The following is an 18,594-nucleotide window of genomic DNA, read 5'->3' on the forward strand; positions in this document are numbered from 1 at the left end:
CAAGGCGCCCTACCATCCGCAGGCCTTCAAGAACCGCCCGACAGTGCCGGCCATGCCATACTCCAGCGCATCCGCTGTCAACCCATGTCCGATCGATACTTCGGCTAATGCCGGAATGCGTTTGGCCAGCGGCGGCAGGTTCTTCACGGTCAGATCGTGGCCGGCATTGACACCGAGCCCGGCCGCGAACGCCGCATCAGCGGTTTTTCCCAACCTTTCCAGTTCTTTCGCCGCCTTTGCGGAATCAGAATGGTAACCTCCATATGGCCCGGTATAGAGCTCGATGCGGTCGGCGCCGGTGTCGCGAGCCGCACTGACCGCGTCCGGATCCGCGTCGGAAAACAAAGACACGCGAAACCCGCCCTTCTTCAACCGCTTGACGATCGGAGTGAGGAACGCCGCCTGGGCGACGAAGTTCCAGCCATGGTCAGAAGTCGCCTGCGCAGGGTCGTCCGGCACCAGCGTCACTTGCTCGGGCTGGTTCTTTTCGACAAGCGCCAGGAAATCCTCGGTCGGATAGCCCTCGATGTTGAATTCCGCGCCCGGAAACTCGTCGTCGATCAGCGCCCTGATCTCCGGCAGGTCGGAATGCCTGGTGTGCCGCTCGTCAGGGCGCGGATGGACCGTCAGCCCGTGCGCGCCGGCGGCAAGCGCTATGCGGCCAAGTCCGGTCACGCTCGGCCATGGCAGGTCGCGACGGTTGCGCAGCATGGCGACCGCGTTGAGATTGACCGAAAGCTTGGCGGGCATGAGCTGGGGTCCAGTGGATCGGCGCGCATCTATAGCGCCTTTGACGGGAACAGATAGAGGGTTTCGCGTGTTCCAGGGGATAGATGGAGGCTAAGATAAGGATTTGCCAGTGAATTTCCTCGAAGCCGTGCCGGCGATCCGCCGCATCGAGACCAATCGCGATGCGCTTTTCGCCATCGACGTCGTCGGCGATGTCTCGCCGGCCGATGCGGAAAACCTGTTCGGCCTGCTGGAGGCCGCCTACGCGCTGCATCCCAGGATCGACGTGCTGGTGAGGTTGACCGACGAGGAAAGCGTCGACTGGGCCAATATCAAGCAAGACACGCTCAAGCAGGGCGTGGCCGACGCGATGCAACATGTCGTGCGCTGCGCGGCCATCGGCGAGCCGAGCTGGGCCCCCCTCGTCGCCGGCCTTTTCCCCAAGACGCTGCCTTTCGAATTCAGGCGCTTTGGCGTCGACGACGAGGAAGCCGCCTGGCAATGGCTTGGCGCAAGACCAACGGACTAGGGTTGTTGAGATTCAGGTCAGGCCGAGCCGGAGTCGAAGACGGGCGCGAAGCGACCAAACTGGATGGTTTCCGGGAACCGGCCTACGCCGGCCGGAGCCTTCATAGAGCGGAGACGCTTATGAGAGCTTCGGCCGGCGAAGGCCGGAGCGGAGCGTGCCTGACGTATGTGCGCACCGGAAGCGCAGGAAGCCGCCATTTGCAGGCCGGCCTCACCTGAATCCCAACAACCCTAGCGCACGACCGTCAGCCGCTCGGCGGCGCGGGTGATGGCGGTGTAGAGCCAGCGCTGCCTGGTTTCCTTGAACGCCCAGCTCTCGTCGAACAGCACCACGTCGTTCCACTGCGAGCCCTGCGCCTTGTGCACGGTCAGCGCATAGCCGTAATCGAAATCGTCGAAGCGCTTCTTCTGCTGCCAGGGGATTTCGGCATCCGGATCCTCGAATGCCGCCTTGAGCAGCTTGATCTTGGCGACGCCGCGGTCGGGGTCGTCCTCTTCCGGCGAGACCAAAAGGTTGATGCCGGGCTTCACCGTCTCGCGCGACGAGGTCATCACCTTCCACAGCGAACCGTTGAGCAGCCCCTTGGCCGGGTCGTTGCGCAGGCAGACCAGCTTGTCGCCGGCTTGCGGGAAGTCGGCGTTGAACCCCTTCAGCTCGCGCAGCCTTTGATTGTAGCGCCGGCGCGTGCGGTTGGTGCCGACCAGCACCTGATCGGCCTTGAGCACCAGCTCCTGGTTGACTGCTTCCCTGCCGATCACCTGCGCCGTACCGTAGTCGCCATGCATGAATTCGCGGCCCTCGCGCACGTCGAGCGCCAGCCGGATGATCGGATTGTCGCGCGCTTGGCGATGGATCTCGGTCAACAGAACGTCCGGCTCATGCTCGGTGAAGAAGCCGCCGCCCGAGATCGGCGGCAGCTGCGCCGGGTCGCCGAGCACCAGGATCGGCGTGCCGAAACTCTGCAGGTCGCGACCGAGCTGCTCGTCGACCATCGAGCATTCGTCGATGACGACAAGCTTGGCGCGCGAAATCGGGCTTTGCCGGTTGAGCGAGAAGGTCGGCGACATCGAGGTCTTGCCGGTCACCTCGTCCTCGACCGATTCCTCGCCTTTCGGCCTGTAGATCAACGAATGGATGGTGCGGGCGTTGGTCGCCCCCTTCGAGCGCAGCACCTGCGCCGCCTTGCCGGTGAAGGCGGCGAACTGCACCTGGCCGTCGACATGCTCGGCGAAATAGCGCGCCAGCGTCGTCTTGCCGGTGCCGGCATAGCCGAACAGCCGAAAGACCTGCGGCCGGCCCTCCTTGAGCCAGCGCCCGACCGCTCTCAAAGCCTCATCCTGCTGGGGAGAAAATTCCATCAGTGCGACAGACCGGATTCGCAGGCGAAAGACAAGATTGGCCGCCATATCGACCGTTGTCGGCTGCGGGCGCAAACGCCTCCGACAACTCAGGCTATCAGTCGCAAACCGGAACGTAAAGAGAACAAAGACGATCTATCGGCCTGCGCCCGGATCATTCTCCAGCAGGATCGGCTTGCCATGTGGCGTGGCGTGCGCGGCGCGTTCCCAGGCGGCGGCGAGTTCATCCACCTCGCCCTTGCGGGCGACACCCTTCCTGGACAAAAGCTTCTCCAGCGCCGCCAGCCAATGCTCGTAGTAATCGTGACCGTCCGTTGCGGCGCTTGGCTGCTTCACCTCGGCTGAAAGCGCCTCCGCCCATTCGCTCCACGAAAACAGGCCCTTGCCGTGCAGCGCAACGGTCAGTGCGAAGGCTTCGGCCTGCCACGGCTCGGCGAAGACCGGCTCGTCGAAACCGGCCGGCAACGCACCTTCATGCCGGCTCAAGATAACTCTCCCAGGCATCGATCGAGACGCTGAGCGTCGGATCGGCGCCTTCGCCCCAGATTTCGGCCCCGTCGAACACCACGGTGTAGACCCATTGCGGGTTCTCGCCCTTGCCGTGCGCATTGCTGTCGGGGAAGACGAAGCTGTCGCGCACCGCCTCAATCCTGCCGTTCTTGCCGCGCGCATAACTCGGCAGGCGCGTATGGCCGGTCGGGTTGAAATTCTTTGTGCGCACGCGATCGCCCGCTCGGAAACGCGCCGGGGTAGCGACCGGCCGGTTGCAAGGCCCGCCCTTGGCGAGCACCGCCGGCACATCCGCCGCCTTCAGCACTCTCTTCGGCGTCGCGGCGGGATCGACTGCCTTGCCGGCGGCAAGGTCGCGCTCGGTGACGAAGCCGTGGCGTTTCAGGAGCACTTCCAGCGCCTTGATCCAGATCTGGTAGTAGCTCGATGAGTAATAGTCGGCGGGATGCAGCGATTCCCGCGCATGCCGGCTCTCGTCGATATTCCAGGCGCCCATGCCGCCGGCGGTGAGCGTCACGCCCAGCGCGCGCTTTTCCCACGCCGCGTGGAAATAGGGCTCGTCCTTCTCGGGCGCGACCGGCCCGAAACCCATTTGACCGCCGAGATCCTGCGGTCCGTTCATGCGGGTTCCCCTTCCGGCTCTTTGGCAAGCGCGGTGCCGATCATCGCATCGCGGCTGACCAGTCCGGCGAGCTGCTCTTCGCTCCAGCCCTCGGTCCCCTTGGGACGCATCGGCACCACCAGGTAGCGAAGCTCGGCTGTCGAATCCCACACACGGATCTTCTTCTGCGCCGGCAGCGTCAGCCCGAACTCCTCCAGCACGCCGCGCGGATCGATGACCGCCCGCGAGCGGTAAGGCGGCGCCTTGTACCAGACCGGCGGCAGGCCGAGCACCGACCACGGATAGCAGGAGCAGAGCGTGCAAACGACGAGGTTGTGCGTCTCCTCGGTGTTGAACACGGCCTGCATGTGCTCGCCCTGCCGGCCGGTGTAGCCCAGCGACGCGATCGCCGCGGTCGCGTCGCGCTTGAGCCATTCGGCATAGTCAGGATCGTTCCAGGCCTTCGCCACCACCCGCGCCCCGTTGCGCGGGCCGATCTTCGTCTCATAGGTGTCGACGATGACGTCGATGGCCGCAGGGTCGATCAGGCCCTTTTGGGTCAGAATCGTCTCCAGCGCGCGCACGCGCGCCGCGAACGGATCGAGCTCGTTGTCGTGGTCATGATCATGGGACATGGTCACAGACTAGGATCGGCTGCGGCTGGCCGCAAGCGCCACGGCTTGGGCCAGTCGGAGCGATCTACTCGGCTGCCGTCTTCTGCGGCTCGGGTTCGCCGTCGAACAGCGAGGCTTGCTCGCCGCTTTCCACCACATGCAGCGCCGGCCGGCTCTTCTTCGACGAGAAGCTGAGCAGCCAGCCCGAGAAATTCTCGAAATAGACGTAGATCACCGGCGTGACGAACAGCGTCAGCGCCTGCGAGGCGAGCAGGCCGCCGACCACGGCAACGCCGAGCGGCTGGCGCAATTCGGCGCTGGCGCCGGTGCCGAGCGCGATCGGGAACGTGCCCATCAACGCCGCAAGCGTCGTCATCATGATGGGCCGGAAGCGCATCAGGCAGGCTTTGTGGATGGAATCCCTCGCCGACATGCCCTGCCGCCTGAGCTCCAGCGCGACGTCGACCATCATGATGCCGTTCTTCTTGACGATGCCTATCAGCATCAGGATGCCGATCACCGCGATCACCGACAGATCCATGCCAGCGAAGCGCAGCGCCACCACGGCGCCCAGCACCGCCGACGGCAGGCCGGTGAGGATGGTGAGCGGGTGGATGAAGCTCTCATAGAGCATGCCGAGCACGATATAGATCGTCAGGATCGCGCCGCCGATCAGCAGCCCCTGATTGGCAAGCGAATCCTGGAAGGTCTTGGCCGTGCCGGCAAAGCTCGTCGAGATCTCCTTCGGCATGCCGATCTGGTCTTTGAGCTGGTCGATGCGGGTCACCGTGTCGCCGAGCGATACGCCTTGCGGCAGGTTGTAGGAGATCGTCACCGCCGGAAGCTGACCGAGCTGATTGATCGTCAGCGCGCCGGCCGTGCGGTCGACATGGGCGAAGGCGCCGAGAGGCACCAGGCTGCCGCTCGCCGTCCGCATCTGGATGGCGAGCATCCGCTCGGGCGACCATTCGATCTCGGGATCAAGCTCGGTGATGACCTCATAGCTGTCGGCCGAACCGAAGATCGTCGAAACCTGGTCGGTGCCGAAGCCGCCATAGAGGGCGGAACGCAGCGTGTCGGTGTCGATGCCGAGCTGGGCGGCCTTGTCGCGGTCGATCACCAGCGAGGCCTGCAATGCGTTGTTTTGCAGGTCGCTGGTGACGTCGGTGAATTTCGTATGGTCCGCGGCCATCGCGTCGTTCAGCTTCTGCGCCCAGATGTCGGTCTGGCCGGTGTCGAGCCCCTGCACCACGAGCTGATAGGCGCTGGCCGACGACCGCGAGCCGAGCCGCAGGTTCTGCACGGGCTGCATATAGGTCTCGATGCCCGCCACGCCGGCCAGCTGGCGTCTCAGATCCGAAAGCACCTTCTCGATGTTGGGCCGCTGATCCTTGCCCTTGAGCTGGACGAAGAGCTGGCCCTGGTTGAGCGCGTTGTTGCCGCTACCCGCCGACCAGGCCACATGGTCGACATAGGGCGACTTCGAAAACACGCTGGCCACCTGCCCTTGCAGCTTCGCCATGGCGTCGAACGAGATGTCCTGGCGCGCGATCGTGGTCACCGATATCTGGCCGATATCCTCCTGCGGAAAGAAGCCCTTCGGGGAGACCTGGATCACCCACACCGACGCCGCGGCGGTCGCGATGAAGACGAGGAACACCAGGAAAGTGTTTCGCAGGCAGAAGCCCAGGATCCGGTCATAGCCGCGCGTGATGAGGTCCGGCTTATGGCCGGGGGCGTGCTTTTCGCGATCGGCCTTGGTCACCGACAACAGACGCGAGCAGAGCATCGGCGTCAGCGTCAGTGACACGAACATCGAGGCCAGGATGGCGACGGTCACCACGACGGCGAATTCGTTGAAGATGCGGCCGATGACGCCGCCCATCAGAAGCACGGGAATGAACACCGCCACCAGCGAGATCGAGATCGAGATGATGGTGAAGCCGATTTCGCGCGCTCCCTTCAACGAAGCGTCGAAGGCGGACAGCCCGTCCTCTTCCATATGGCGGAAGATGTTTTCCAGCATGACGATGGCGTCGTCGACGACAAGACCGACAGCCAAAGTCAATCCCATCAGCGAGATATTGTCGATCGAGAAGCCGAACAGGAACATCGCGCCAAGCGTGGCGATCAGCGAGATCGGCACCGCCACCGCCGGGATGATCGTCGCCGTCACCCGGCGCAGGAATACGAAGATCACCAGCACCACAAGCGCGATGGTCAAGAGCAGCGTGAACTGGACGTCGTCGACGGCCTGGCGGATCGATGTCGAGCGGTCATTGAGCAGCTTGATCTGGGCGGCGCCCGGCATCTGGTCCTGGAAGGACGGCAGCATCGCCTTGACCTTGTCGACGACGTCGACGGTATTGGCGTCGGGCTGGCGCTGCACGGCCATGATGATCGCGCGCGTGCCGTCATACCAGCTCGCCGTCGTCGTGGTCTGCACGGAATCGACGACGCGCGTCACGTCGCCCAGCCGCACCGGGCGGCCGTTCTTGGTGGCGATGATGAGGTTGGAGAAGCCTGCGGCGTCGGTAAGCTGCGTGTTGGCAGTGATCGTCAGCTGCTGCTTGTTGTTCTGCAGCACGCCGAGCGGAGTGTTGCTGTTGGCCGAGGTAATGGCGGCCTGCAGCTGATCGATCGAGATGCCGCGCGCGGCGAGCGCGGTCGGATCGATCTGGATGCGCACGGCGTATTTCTGCTGGCCGAAGATCGAGACCTGGGCCACGCCGTCGATGGTCGACAGCGACGGTGACATGACGTTTTCCGCGAAGGCGTCGAGGTCGGTCAGCGGGACCGTGTCGCTGACCAGCGACATCAGAAGGATCGGCGCGTCGGCCGGATTGACCTTGCGATAGCTTGGCGGCGAGGTCATTTCCGGCGGCAGCGATCTTTGCGTGCGCGCGATCGCCGCCTGGACGTCCGCCGCCGCGGCATCGATGTCGCGGTTGAGCACGAACTGGATGGCGATCGAGGTCTGGCCGAGCGAATTGGTGGTCGAGATCGAATCGATGCCGGCGATCGTCGCGAATTGCTTGATCAGCGGCGTCGCCACCGATGTCGCCATCGTCTCGGGCGAAGCACCGGGAAGGCTGGCCGAAACGTTGACCACCGGAAATTCAGCGCTGGGCAGCGCCGCCACCGGCAGGAACTTGTAGGCAAAAATACCGCCCAGAATGAGGGCGAACGACATCAGAAGGGTGGCGACAGGCTTGCGGATGCAGAATTCGGAGATCATTGGCTCGCCCCGCCGGCCTTGTCGGCCTCCGCGACCTTGGGCGATGCCTGTTCACCGGATCCCGCGGCGGCTTTGCCTTCATGCACCGCCGCGCCGTTTTTCAACCGTGTCTGGCCTTCGACGACGACCTTCTCGCCGCTCTTGAGCCCATCGCTGATGGCGCTGTTTTGGCCTTCCGTCAGCGCCACCTGCACCGGCCGCATCTCGACGGTGTTGTCCGGCTTGACGACGTAGACGAACGGCCCCTTCTGGCTCGGCTGCACCGCGACCGTGGGAACGGAGGTCATCTGCGGCATGATGCCGGCCTCGAGCACCACGTTCACATACTGCCCAGGCCACAGCGAAAGATCCGGATTCGGTATGCTCGCCCGCGTGGCGATGGTGCCGGAGGCCGTATCGACGCTGGAATCGACGAAATCGAGTGTGCCCTTGCCGATCGGCGTGGGATCGCCGGTCTTGGTCAGCGTCACGTCGCCTTGCTGCGGGTCGGCGAGCGCCTTATGCAAAAGGGCAAGGTTGCTCTCGGGCAGCGTGAAGTTCACCTGCAGCGGATCCATCTGCGTGATGGTGACCAGCGGCGTCGAGCTGCTCGCGTTGCCGTTGCTGGTGGTGACGAGATCGCCGACCGACACATTGACCGCGCCGAGCCGGCCCGAGATCGGCGCCGTGATCGTTGCATAGCTCAATTGCACGGTGTCGGCATCAATGGTCGCCTTGTCGGCGTCGATGGTGGCGGCCGCGGCCTTCTGGGCCGCCAGCGCCTGATCGTAGGTCTGCTGCGTGCCGGCCTGCTTGGCGACGAGGTCCTTCGCACGCTGCAGATCGGCCTGGGCGCTCACCAGCATCGCCTGGTCCTTGGCGAGCTGCGCCTGATCCTTGGCGAGCTGCGCCTTCAGCGCGCGGTCATCGAGCGAAATGAGCAGATCGCCGGCCTTGACCATCTGCCCGTCCTTGACCGCGATCGACACGATCTGGCTCGAAACACGGGCATTGATATTGACCACCTCCGGTGACGAGACGAAGCCGATGGCATAGCGGCGGATCGGAAAATCGGCTGTCGTCGCGGTGGCGGAGACGATCGAGGCCGAACGCGGACCACCGGCTTTCGCATTGTCGCTTTTCGCATTGTCCGGGGCACCGGCCGCTTTATCGCCGCTCGCCGTCTTGTCCGTGGCGGCCGCGCTTTCCTGCTTGCCCGAAATCAGCTGCTGGACCTTGGCCGACGTCGTGGGCGAAAGATAGAGCCCGGCGCCCGCCAAACCGGCGACCGCAACAACTGCAAAGGCGATTTTTCCGCGCATCGACAAATAAGCCTTCTACCCGACACGCCGATCCCGGTGGTCCATTCTAGCTCGCTTCACGACCTCGTGCCGCGATTTTCGTGGAGTAGATAGGACAAGGCTTTGGCCGAAAAGGGCCAAAACGGGGCATTACGAAGATTTAATGTGCACTGCACAATGGCTAGGCAGCCGGCAAACGAATCCAACGAACGCCTCTGCGACCAGTCCGAAAACTGTCAGATGTGTTGAGATTCAGGTCAGGCCGAGTCGAAAAGGATGGTTTTCGAGAACCGGAGCGGAGCGTACTTTTCGTACGTGAGCACCGGAAGCGCAGAAAGCCAGCGTTGGCAGGCCGGCCTCACCCTGAATAGGCATATCTAACGGAGCATCGGCCACAGCGTCGCCGCCAAGAGCACGCCCATGGCGATATTGAACCATTTCAGCCGCACCGGATCCGACAGAAAGCCGCGCAGCGCCGTGCCGAAGCCGGCCCATACCGAAACGCTGGGCAGGTTGACGATGGTGAAGGCGATCGAGATGAGCGCCACCGAGACGAACGGGTGATCGGCATTGGTGTAGACGGCCATCGCGGTGATCGCCATCACCCATGCCTTGGGATTGACCCACTGGAATGCGGCGGCGTCGATGAAGCGCATCGGCCGTCCCTGCGCCCCCTTTCCGTCGCTTATCGAGCGCGACATGGCGATCTTCCAGGCGAGGTAGAGCAGGTAGGCGGCGCCGGCGATCTTCAGCGCCGTATGCAGCGCCGGCACCGCGGTCAACACCGCGCCGAGCCCGAAGCCGACGGCCAGCAGCAGGACCAGAAAGCCGATGCTGATGCCCAGCATGTGCGGAACCGTCCTGGCGATACCGAAATTGACGCCGGAAGCCAGCAGCATGAGGTTGTTCGGCCCCGGCGTGATCGAAGTCACGAAGGCATAGACCAACAGGGCAAGGAATGTGTCGAGCGACATGTTATCCTCCCAGATATGTCAGCCTTACTGTCCTTTTAGCAAATGCGCAAAAGCCAGAAACGGGCAACCGCCGGGCCAAAGTTTGAAACAGGACGGTCGCCCTGTTCACATTCCCTGCGGGCCGCGGTTCATCGCGGCGACGCCGGTGCGGCAGATCTCGACCAGGCCGAGCGGCTTCATGATGGCGATGAACTGGTCGAGCTTGGACCCCTTGCCGGTGATCTCGAAGATGAAATGCTCGGTGTTGGCGTCGATGACCGAGGCGCGGAAAGCATCCGCGAGCCTCAGCGCCTCGACCCGGGCGTCGCCTGTGCCGGCGACCTTCACCAACGCGAGCTCACGTTCCAGCGGGCGCTCCTGCCCAAGCTCATGCGAGCGCACGGTCAGGTCGACCACCCGGTGCACCGGCACGATGCGCTCGAGCTGATGCTTGATCTGCTCCATCACATGCGGCGTGCCGCGCGTCACGATGGTGATGCGCGACAGATGCTTCTCATGCTCGGTCTCTGAAACGGTAAGGCTTTCGATGTTGTAGCCACGGCCTGAGAACAGGCCGATGACGCGGGCAAGCACGCCCGGCTCGTTGTCGACCAGCACGGAAAGCGTGTGCGTTTCCGGCTTTTCGGTTTCCTTGGCGATGAAATAGGCGGAGCCGGTCGGTTGAAGGTGCTGTGCGTTCATAAGGTGAATCTCGATTTCAGACTTTTGAGCTAATTCTCTGTTTGCGCACGGCTTTCTCGCGACAGCCCCGCCTTGATGGCTGGTGTTATGGATGGAGCATGATGTTGCCCGAAAACCGCTTCTCACTTTTCGGCATCATGCTCTAAACCAATTCCCTGCCCTTGGCGTCGATGGCGTTGGCCACCGCCTCGTCGGTCGCCTCGTCGGGCAGCAGCATCTCGTTATGCGCCTTGCCCGACGGGATCATCGGGAAGCAGTTGGCCAAGGTCGCCACGCGGCAGTCGAACAGCACCGGCTTCTTGACCGTGATCATCTCGCGGATCGCGTCGTCGAGCTCGTCCGGCTTGTCGCAGCGAATGCCGTGGCCGCCATAGGCTTCCGCCAGCTTGACGAAATCCGGCATCGCCTCGGTGTAGGAATGCGACAGCCGGTTGCCGTGCAGCAGCTGCTGCCATTGGCGCACCATGCCCATATACTGGTTGTTGAGGATGAATATCTTGATCGGCGCCTCGTATTGCACCGCCGAGCTCATCTCCTGCATGGTCATCTGCACCGAAGCGTCGCCGGCAATGTCGATGACCAGCGCGTCGGGATGCGCGATCTGCACGCCGAGCGCGGCCGGCAGGCCATAGCCCATCGTGCCGAGGCCGCCCGACGTCATCCAGCGATTCGGCTTGTCGAAATGATAGTGCTGCGCCGCCCACATCTGGTGCTGGCCGACCTCGGTGGTGATGTAGGTGTCCTTATCTTTGGTCAGTTCGTAGAGCCGCTGGATCGCGTATTGCGGCATGATGACCTCGTTGTTCATCTTGTAGGCGAGCGAATCCCGCGCCCGCCATTTCGCGATCTGCTCCCACCACGGATAAAGCGCCTTCTTGTCGACCTTGGCGGTCGCCCGCCATAGCCGCACCAGATCCTCCAGCACGCGGCCGACATCGCCGAGGATCCCGACATCGGCATGGACGTTCTTGTTGATCGAGGATGGATCGATGTCGATGTGGATCTTCTTCGAGTTCGGCGAGAACGCACTCAGCCGGCCGGTGATGCGGTCGTCGAAGCGCGCGCCGATGCAGACCATCACGTCGCAATCATGCATGGCCATATTGGCTTCGTAGGTACCGTGCATGCCGAGCATCCCGACCCAGTTCTTGCCGGAGGCCGGATAGGCGCCCAGCCCCATCAGCGTCGAGGTGATCGGAAAACCGGTGAGGTCGACCAGCTCGCGCAGCAGATGGCTGGCTTCCGGACCGGAATTGATGACGCCGCCGCCCGAATAGATGATCGGTCTCTTCGCGCCCGCCATCAGCTCGACCGCGGCCTTCACCTTCTCCAGATCGCCCTGGACCTTCGGTTGGTAGCTGGTGCGCGGCGCCGTCTGCGGCGGCACGTAGATGCCCTTGGCGAACTGCACGTCCTTCGGGATATCGACCACGACCGGGCCGGGACGCCCCGTCGTCGCGACATGGAACGCCTCATGGATAGTGGCGGCGAGCTGGTTGACGTCCTTCACCAGCCAGTTGTGCTTGGTGCAGGGCCGCGTGATGCCCACCGTGTCGCATTCCTGGAAGGCGTCGGAGCCGATCAGCGAGGTCGGCACCTGGCCGGTCAGGCAGACCAGCGGGATCGAATCCATCAGCGCGTCCTGCAGCGGCGTCACCGCATTGGTGGCCCCGGGGCCGGACGTCACCAAAAGCACGCCGGCCTTGCCGGTCGAGCGGGCATAGCCTTCGGCCGCGTGGCCGGCGCCCTGCTCGTGCCGCACCAGAATGTGCTCGACGTCGTCTTGCTGGAAAATCTCGTCGTAGATCGGAAGCACGGCGCCGCCCGGATAGCCGAACACATGCTTGACGCCGTTGTCCTTCAGCGCCTGCACCACCATTTCGGCGCCCGTCATTTCGCGCCGCTCGTTCTGTCCGTTGCTCATCGGTCTGGTCCCGTAATGTTCGCCGCCTGGCGATTTGCTGGTCGTTTAGTCGTGTTCAAGGCAATAAAAAAGGCCCCCGAGGGAGCCTGTGTGATGCGCATGGGAGGTTTTCGCCCGGCGGTTACACCGCCTTGCCCACGCGCCAGCCTACGAGAATGAGTGCCGTTTTCATGGGCGCGGACAATAAGGGCCAAAACGCGGGCTCGTCAATGGGGTCCAGCGCGAATTCACTCGCCTGTGGGAGACGGCGCCTGCGCGCACCCCCCCACAGCTACCATAGTACAGTTGAGCGTCGCTCTCCGACGCACCACTATACGCTGGCAAAAGACGTGCGAGGAGGACGCATGGCTGGCGAGCACATACGCGAGATCGAGCAGGTCCTGTCCGGCGTGCGATCGTCTCGCGACGATGTCATAGTTCAATCCTGGCTGCGCTGCATCGATACCCATCGACTCGATCCGGCACGGCCGATCGAAGCCCATATCGTCCTAACAGATTGATTTCATTGCAATCGCTCATGAGCATCGCGGTTGGCAGGCTGCTTACTGCTCATGCCGGACTCTAACAAAGTGGAGGAGAACAAATGCTCGAGAGAACACCCACCACCAAGGCGCAAGCGCTGCTCGACAAGTTCGGCAAGGCGCTGGAAGCCGGCGACATCGACAGCGCCGTCAACTGCTTCCAGGCCGATTGCTACTGGCGCGACCTCGTCACCTTCACCTGGAATCTGAAGACGATGGAGGGCCAGGACCAGATCCGCGACATGCTGCAGGCGACGCTGGCCAGCACCAAGCCGGCCGGATGGGCGGTGGCCAAGGGCGAGGAAGCGAGCGAAGACGGCGGCGTCATCACCGCCTGGATCACCTTCGAGACGAGCGTGGCGCGCGGCTTTGGCCTCGTGCGGTTCAAGGGCGACCTGATCTGGACCCTGCTCACCACCATGGCGGAGCTGAAAGGCCATGAGGAGAAGGCCGGCTTCACGCGTCCTCTCGGCGCCAAGCACGGCCACGGCAAGGGCCGCAAGACCTGGCGTGAGGAGCGCGACGACGAGATCGCCGAGCTCGGCCACACCAAGCAACCCTATGTCGTGATCATCGGCGGAGGCCAGGGCGGTATCGCGCTCGGCGCCCGGCTGAAACAGCTCGGCGTGCCTACCATCATCGTCGAGAAGAACGAGCGTCCGGGCGACTCCTGGCGCAAGCGCTACAAGTCGCTCTGCCTGCACGACCCGGTCTGGTACGATCACCTGCCCTATATCGACTTCCCGAAGAACTGGCCGGTCTTCGCGCCCAAGGACAAGATTGGCGACTGGCTGGAAATGTACGCCAAGGTGATGGAGCTGAACTATTGGTCTTCCACCACCGCCAAATCCGCCAAATACGACGAGAAGGCCAAGGAATGGACGATCGTCGTCGAGCGCGGCGGCAAGGAGATCGTGCTCAAGCCGAAGCAACTGGTGCTGGCGACCGGCATGTCGGGCAAGGCGAACTGGCCGAAATACAAAGGCCAGGATATCTTCAAGGGCGAGCAACAGCACTCCTCGACCCATCCCGGACCGGACAAATACCGCGGCAAGAAGGTGGTGGTCATCGGCTCCAACAACTCGGCCCACGACATCTGCGCGGCGCTGTGGGAAGGCGGCGCCGACGTGACCATGGTGCAGCGCTCGTCGACCCACATCGTCAAGTCGGACACGCTGATGGATATCGGGCTTGGCGCGCTCTACTCCGAGCAGGCGGTGGAGAGCGGCATGACGACGGGCAAGGCCGACATGATCTTCGCTTCGTTGCCCTACCGCATCCTGCACGAGTTCCAGATCCCACTTTACCGGCAGATGAAGGAACGCGACGCGAAATTCTACGACGACCTGGAAAGGGCCGGCTTCATGCTCGACTGGGGCGACGACGGCTCGGGCCTGTTCATGAAATATCTGCGCCGCGGCTCCGGCTACTATATCGATGTCGGCGCCTGCGACCTCGTCATCGACGGCTCGATCAAGCTGAAGAGCGGACCGGGCGCCGCGGTGCAGGAACTCACCGAAACCGGCGTCAAATTCGTCGACGGCACCGAATTGCCGGCTGACTTGGTGATCTATGCCACCGGCTACGGCTCTATGAACGGCTGGGCCGCCGACCTCATCTCGCAAGAGGTGGCGGACAAGGTCGGCAAGGTCTGGGGCCTCGGCTCCGCCACCACCAAGGATCCGGGTCCCTGGGAAGGCGAGCAGCGCAATATGTGGAAGCCGACGCAGCAGGAAGCGTTGTGGTTCCACGGCGGCAACCTGCACCAGTCGCGCCACTATTCGCAGTATCTGTCGCTGCAGCTGAAAGCTAGGCAGGTGGGCCTGCCGACGCCTGTTTATAGGCTGCAGGAGGTGTACCACAAGGCATAGTTGCTGTTGTGCAAAGGACCCGCGCGGCGTCTCCGTCGCGCGGGTCTTCAGTTTAGGCCCTGAGCATCACACCTCTCGCCTTGGCCCAGCGCTCGATGATCTTGCGCTCCTCCGGCAAGGCCAGGCGGTTGCCGAAACCGCGCACCTGGACCGCGCGGTTCTGCGGATCGACCTCAATCGTCAGGAGTCGCTCGATCTTGCCTAGGGCCGTACGCCGCAGCACCCAGATCGAGGCGTTTCCAGCGATGCATTTGGCCGCGTATGTCGACACGCAGTGATGCATCGCGCGGCTCTCGGCGACCAGATCCTCAGCCGTCTTCAACTGCCGAACGAAGAAGCGCTCGCCGCGCACCTTCGCCTCCTTGGCCGAGGGTTGCCATTCCCAGTCCTCGAGGCGCGACCCGTCCCAGGCACCGCGCTCGGCCTGCGTTCCAGCGCCTCGTTGGGGACGTCCAGCGGCGCGCCGGCGCATGGCCTCGATGCGCTCGATCGCGGCGATGTCGCGATGCCAGTCCAACATCTGGCGGCGCAGCGATGGGAGCGTGCGCCCCTTCAGGCTGTAGGCCGTATCACGCTGATGCATGGCGCCGATGTAATCGCACAGATCGTCGATCTCCTCCTTCGAAGCGGGATGTCCGCAGAAGAAGCGCACCACCTCGCGCCAGAAGGCCAGTTCGCGGCGCGGCGTGCGCGCGATCTTCGTTCGCGCAAGCCGGGCCGCCAACCCCTTGTCATCCGTGTAGGACCGGGCGATCGCCAGCCAGAATGCTTCGGCGAAACCAATGTCGCCGGACGCGGTGAGGAAGCAATGCACCTCCTTGCGCGACAGCCATGCGTTGGCGCCGGCCTTGTAGAGCGAGTCGCCACGCGCGACCGTCACATACCAGGACTTGCGAAACGCGATCTCGTTGGCGTCCAGGCCCGTGGTGTCCAGCCAGACGCTCTCGAGCGCAGCCGAAATCGGGTAACGCGCATAGAGATAACGTGCCGCGGCCAGCCGCAGGCGCGCGCGGTCCCGCGTCTTCAGCTTCGGACGCCACAGCGCGCCGTCGCGGATCGCCATGCCGGCAAAGCCCGAGCGTGCATCGTCCAGTGCCCGCTCGAAATCCGGAACGGGACGCGTGGCGGCGAAAACCTGCCGCAGCCTTGCATCATAAGCTTCGATACGTTCGCGCTCGGCGTCTTGCCTGCGCTGGAGCATGGACCTTGCCATGACCGTTCTTCCCTGTTGGAACCCTGTCAGCCGCGCGCATTTCCAGCGTCGGCACGGATCGTGACGATCTGGATTGCGGGATCATTGACAGGTCTCCTCTCGGGAATGACGGGTTATAGATGGCGGGCTCTTTAGGCTCGACACAAACATGACGCAAGCGCCATTCTCTTAATGTTTACAACGGCCTGCTTAAGTGTTGCAAAGGCGCATCTGAGTTCTTCGGACGGCCGTCAGCGTTCGCGGAAAGCGCTCGCTCGCCGTCGTTGTGCTCCGCGCGTATCAACCGCGCGGAGAAGATAACTGCCCGCCGCAGGTCGCGGACGGCGCTCGCATCATCAGGAAGTTTGATATCCGCGGTAGCGGCTCAACTGGTCCGTCCGCCGCGAAGGCGCGAAATGCCTGAACAATATCTCATCGTCGCCTCCATTAAAAAGCGTTGTCGGTACCGGCACGGCCCGTTGAAAACGAACTGGCCACATGCAGGGCGCGCCTAATACCTCCGTTTGCCCACGACAGCAAGGAGCCCGCTAAGCTCGGCATCGTCGGGTTCCAATGAGGCCTCGCCATTCCGCCCCTTGGGCCTGGAAGCAATTGGATCCGGCGCGCGAGCACTTGCGGCAGGCAGGAGGCCGCGGCAGCCGTCCGGCAGGTATGCAACCAGCGCGCTTTCGCCATCGAAGCAAAAACACATGGCCGCCTCCTTCCCGGTTATGTTCGGCTAGGCCGCTTTTTCAGCCGCGAACTTCTTCACCACTCGCTCGAGCAAAGGCACGTAGTCGCGAAAGGCCCGCGTCTTCATGTCGGCGATTTTGCCGCCTTCGTCCCAGATGCGCACGCGCACCGCTTCGTCGTGGAAGGGATTGCTGCGGAACTCAGCCACCTCCTCCGCGCTCATCGGCCCGCCCTGCAGCGACAGCGTATGCACCGAAGCCGGCGACAGCTTGCTGAAATAGGTCGGATCGGTGGCGCAGAGATAGCGCTTGGCCGAGACATGCAGCCTAACGCATTCGACGATGAGCGGCGGGAAGAAGGGCGCCAGCACCTCACCGCCCGCCTCGTCATGGTGCTTGTCCTCGACGTCGTCGGGCGAATAGGTGCCGAACTCGCTGGTGTAGTGGCCGATGTCGTGCAGCAGCGCCGCCGCCACAAGCTCCTCGGGCGCGCCGTCCTGCTCGGCCAGCCACGCGCCCTGCAGCATATGCTCCGACATGGTGACCGGCTCGCCGAGGTAGGATTCGGCGCCGCGGCGCTCGAAAATATCGGCGATGAATTCGACGATGTTGCCTGCGTTCAATTCGTTGGGCTTCATTCCGCCGCCTCCTTGAAACCATGCTCGATCGCCGCAAGCGTCGACAGCAGGCCGTCCTTGTCGGCGTAGCAGCCCTGCAGCCAGCGCTTGCCGCTGCCGGAAAACGCCTTGCGCGCATGCATGACGCGGGTGTTGTCGACGATGAAGGATTGTCCCGCCTCGAGCTTGAACGTCACCTCGAAAGCAGGATCCTCGATCAGCTCGGCGAACCGGCGGTAGGCCGCATAGTATTTCTCCATCGCGGCGAAGGGCACGTCGACCGCCGGCGCCAGCGAGCGGTTGTTGAAGCGGATGCAGATGAGCTCCCCATCGGGCCCGAGCTCGATCATCGGCCGCTTGGACTGGAGCCGCACGCCCGACGAGCCGGCATATTCGAAGCGCGCCGGATAGGAAGAGAGCAGCCGGAAGCCGTCCGGGTTCTCCGCCTGAAGCGCCGCCGCCACCGCGAACCCGTCGACGACGCTGGATTCGCCGCCTTCCACCGTGTTCTCGATGCAGGCGAGGATCTGCAGCGTCGGCACCGGATCGCGATAGGGATTGTCGGTATGCGCCTGCAGCCCGAGATTGGTGTAGGCGAGATTGTTTGGATTGACTTCGGCCCGCACCTCGAACCAGCGCCCGTAATTGGTTTCCCTGATGTAGCCGAACAGGTCGGCCAGCTTGCACAGCGCGCCGGATTCGGCAGGCAGGCCGTCCATCACGGCAAAGCCGAAGCTGCGGACCGCGGCCAGCCAATGCCGCAGCACATCGCTGTCGCGGCTGGCCTCCGTATAGGTCGCGCGCGGCACGGAATTCTGCATTGTGGCTTTCGTCCAGCGCTCTATGTCGCCTCCCGTCCAGCCGGGTTCGCGCGCCTGCTGGCGATCATAGGCATGAGAGCGGAGCCAGCTTGAGGGAAAGCTGACGGCCTTGCCTTCAGGAGCGAATGTGACCTCCAGCGCTCCGCCCCTGATCTCAGCCGCGCCGATCCGCGTCTCGGCCGGAATGTCGAGGATGGTGATCAGCCGCTGTCCGTTGCCGGCGCTGCGCGTCTTGTCGTCCAGCGCGTTGTCGCGCAGCCATATGGCATGGAAGCGGCTGCGCGCTCCGTCCTTCCAGCCAAGCTCGATGGTTCGTCCCTCGTCGCCCAGCGTCACTGTCGTCAACATGCCCAAAAGCTCCCATCCTAGATCGCGGCTGCGGGTACGGATTGCATGGTGGCTTCATCAAAGGCATAATTCAAATTATCGTTTTTCGGGTGAT

Annotated in this window: 16 protein-coding genes; 3 read left to right on the forward strand and 13 right to left on the reverse strand. The window is 63.5% G+C overall.

The genetic code is table 11. The features are described 5' to 3' along the window. Positions 1–9 precede the first annotated feature (9 nt). Positions 10–750, reverse strand: coding sequence for a pyridoxine 5'-phosphate synthase (locus tag LB529_RS11245; protein WP_095764797.1), 741 nt, complete (start codon positions 748–750; stop codon positions 10–12). 109 nt (positions 751–859) lie between these two features. Between LB529_RS11245 and LB529_RS11250 the strand changes: the two genes are divergently transcribed. After that, positions 860–1,258 carry an STAS/SEC14 domain-containing protein gene (locus LB529_RS11250; protein WP_140626916.1) on the forward strand — a complete coding sequence of 133 codons (399 nt, stop codon included), beginning with the start codon at positions 860–862 and terminating at the stop codon, positions 1,256–1,258. 230 nt (positions 1,259–1,488) lie between these two features. On the opposite strand, the gene LB529_RS11255 is transcribed toward LB529_RS11250, so the two are convergent. The 9 genes from LB529_RS11255 to LB529_RS11295 form a co-directional block, all read right to left on the reverse strand. Then, positions 1,489–2,616, reverse strand: coding sequence for an ATP-dependent RecD-like DNA helicase (locus tag LB529_RS11255; RefSeq protein WP_224711109.1), 1,128 nt, complete (start codon positions 2,614–2,616; stop codon positions 1,489–1,491). 135 nt (positions 2,617–2,751) lie between these two features. Further along, the gene (locus LB529_RS11260; RefSeq protein ID WP_224711110.1) at positions 2,752–3,102 is read right to left on the reverse strand and encodes a nitrile hydratase accessory protein; all 351 of its coding nucleotides are present in this window, start codon (positions 3,100–3,102) and stop codon (positions 2,752–2,754) included. Continuing rightward, positions 3,089–3,748 (reverse strand): nitrile hydratase subunit beta, encoded by a 660-nt coding sequence (nthB, locus tag LB529_RS11265; protein ID WP_224711111.1) that lies wholly within the window; start codon positions 3,746–3,748, stop codon positions 3,089–3,091. The genes LB529_RS11260 and nthB overlap by 14 nt, the downstream gene beginning before the upstream one ends. Next, the gene (nthA, locus tag LB529_RS11270; RefSeq protein WP_224711112.1) at positions 3,745–4,362 is read right to left on the reverse strand and encodes a nitrile hydratase subunit alpha; all 618 of its coding nucleotides are present in this window, start codon (positions 4,360–4,362) and stop codon (positions 3,745–3,747) included. Before nthA ends, nthB begins: the two co-directional genes overlap by 4 nt. A gap of 64 nt (positions 4,363–4,426) precedes the next feature. Then, the gene (locus tag LB529_RS11275; protein ID WP_224711113.1) at positions 4,427–7,579 is read right to left on the reverse strand and encodes an efflux RND transporter permease subunit; all 3,153 of its coding nucleotides are present in this window, start codon (positions 7,577–7,579) and stop codon (positions 4,427–4,429) included. Continuing rightward, positions 7,576–8,880, reverse strand: a complete 1,305-nt coding sequence (locus LB529_RS11280) for an efflux RND transporter periplasmic adaptor subunit (RefSeq protein ID WP_224711114.1) — start codon at positions 8,878–8,880, stop codon at positions 7,576–7,578. Before LB529_RS11280 ends, LB529_RS11275 begins: the two co-directional genes overlap by 4 nt. A 356-nt stretch (positions 8,881–9,236) precedes the next feature. Then, positions 9,237–9,833, reverse strand: a complete 597-nt coding sequence (locus tag LB529_RS11285; RefSeq protein WP_095764789.1) for a LysE family translocator — start codon at positions 9,831–9,833, stop codon at positions 9,237–9,239. A 105-nt stretch (positions 9,834–9,938) separates the two neighbouring features. Beyond that, positions 9,939–10,514, reverse strand: a complete 576-nt coding sequence (gene ilvN, locus LB529_RS11290; protein ID WP_027169049.1) for an acetolactate synthase small subunit — start codon at positions 10,512–10,514, stop codon at positions 9,939–9,941. Positions 10,515–10,656: 142 nt separating this feature from the next. Beyond that, positions 10,657–12,438 carry an acetolactate synthase 3 large subunit gene (locus LB529_RS11295; protein ID WP_224711115.1) on the reverse strand — a complete coding sequence of 594 codons (1,782 nt, stop codon included), beginning with the start codon at positions 12,436–12,438 and terminating at the stop codon, positions 10,657–10,659. 344 nt (positions 12,439–12,782) lie between these two features. Between LB529_RS11295 and LB529_RS11300 the strand changes: the two genes are divergently transcribed. Together LB529_RS11300 and LB529_RS11305 are read left to right on the forward strand one after the other, a co-directional pair. Further along, a complete protein-coding gene (locus LB529_RS11300; RefSeq protein WP_224545423.1) occupies positions 12,783–12,938 on the forward strand; it encodes a hypothetical protein in 156 nt (51 codons plus the stop codon). A gap of 83 nt (positions 12,939–13,021) precedes the next feature. Continuing rightward, positions 13,022–14,830, forward strand: a complete 1,809-nt coding sequence (locus LB529_RS11305) for an NAD(P)/FAD-dependent oxidoreductase (protein WP_224711116.1) — start codon at positions 13,022–13,024, stop codon at positions 14,828–14,830. A 52-nt stretch (positions 14,831–14,882) separates the two neighbouring features. On the opposite strand, the gene LB529_RS11310 is transcribed toward LB529_RS11305, so the two are convergent. The 3 genes from LB529_RS11310 to LB529_RS11320 all read right to left on the reverse strand — a co-directional run bounded on the left by LB529_RS11310 (position 14,883) and on the right by LB529_RS11320 (position 18,500). Further along, positions 14,883–16,043, reverse strand: a complete 1,161-nt coding sequence (locus tag LB529_RS11310; RefSeq protein WP_224711117.1) for a PcfJ domain-containing protein — start codon at positions 16,041–16,043, stop codon at positions 14,883–14,885. Positions 16,044–16,761: 718 nt separating this feature from the next. Continuing rightward, positions 16,762–17,352, reverse strand: a complete 591-nt coding sequence (locus LB529_RS11315; protein WP_224711118.1) for an HD domain-containing protein — start codon at positions 17,350–17,352, stop codon at positions 16,762–16,764. Next, a complete protein-coding gene (locus LB529_RS11320; protein ID WP_224711119.1) occupies positions 17,349–18,500 on the reverse strand; it encodes a gamma-butyrobetaine dioxygenase in 1,152 nt (383 codons plus the stop codon). Before LB529_RS11320 ends, LB529_RS11315 begins: the two co-directional genes overlap by 4 nt. Positions 18,501–18,594 lie beyond the last annotated feature (94 nt).

Origin of the sequence: Mesorhizobium sp. CA5, assembly GCF_020165105.1 — a bacterium.
Classification (GTDB): domain Bacteria; phylum Pseudomonadota; class Alphaproteobacteria; order Rhizobiales; family Rhizobiaceae; genus Mesorhizobium.

Bases quoted from the DNA above. Each gene is read 5' to 3' on its own strand.
- LB529_RS11320 (WP_224711119.1), bottom strand. From the start codon at position 18,500: ATGTTGACGACAGTGACGCTGGGCGACGAGGGACGAACCATCGAGCTT.
- LB529_RS11305 (WP_224711116.1), top strand. From the start codon at position 13,022: ATGCTCGAGAGAACACCCACCACCAAGGCGCAAGCGCTGCTCGACAAG.
- LB529_RS11295 (WP_224711115.1), bottom strand. From the start codon at position 12,438: ATGAGCAACGGACAGAACGAGCGGCGCGAAATGACGGGCGCCGAAATG.
- LB529_RS11315 (WP_224711118.1), bottom strand. From the start codon at position 17,352: ATGAAGCCCAACGAATTGAACGCAGGCAACATCGTCGAATTCATCGCC.
- LB529_RS11280 (WP_224711114.1), bottom strand. From the start codon at position 8,880: ATGCGCGGAAAAATCGCCTTTGCAGTTGTTGCGGTCGCCGGTTTGGCG.
- LB529_RS11300 (WP_224545423.1), top strand. From the start codon at position 12,783: ATGGCTGGCGAGCACATACGCGAGATCGAGCAGGTCCTGTCCGGCGTG.
- LB529_RS11245 (WP_095764797.1), bottom strand. From the start codon at position 750: ATGCCCGCCAAGCTTTCGGTCAATCTCAACGCGGTCGCCATGCTGCGC.
- ilvN (WP_027169049.1), bottom strand. From the start codon at position 10,514: ATGAACGCACAGCACCTTCAACCGACCGGCTCCGCCTATTTCATCGCC.
- LB529_RS11285 (WP_095764789.1), bottom strand. From the start codon at position 9,833: ATGTCGCTCGACACATTCCTTGCCCTGTTGGTCTATGCCTTCGTGACT.
- LB529_RS11275 (WP_224711113.1), bottom strand. From the start codon at position 7,579: ATGATCTCCGAATTCTGCATCCGCAAGCCTGTCGCCACCCTTCTGATG.
- nthB (WP_224711111.1), bottom strand. From the start codon at position 3,748: ATGAACGGACCGCAGGATCTCGGCGGTCAAATGGGTTTCGGGCCGGTC.
- nthA (WP_224711112.1), bottom strand. From the start codon at position 4,362: ATGTCCCATGATCATGACCACGACAACGAGCTCGATCCGTTCGCGGCG.
- LB529_RS11255 (WP_224711109.1), bottom strand. From the start codon at position 2,616: ATGGAATTTTCTCCCCAGCAGGATGAGGCTTTGAGAGCGGTCGGGCGC.
- LB529_RS11310 (WP_224711117.1), bottom strand. From the start codon at position 16,043: ATGGCAAGGTCCATGCTCCAGCGCAGGCAAGACGCCGAGCGCGAACGT.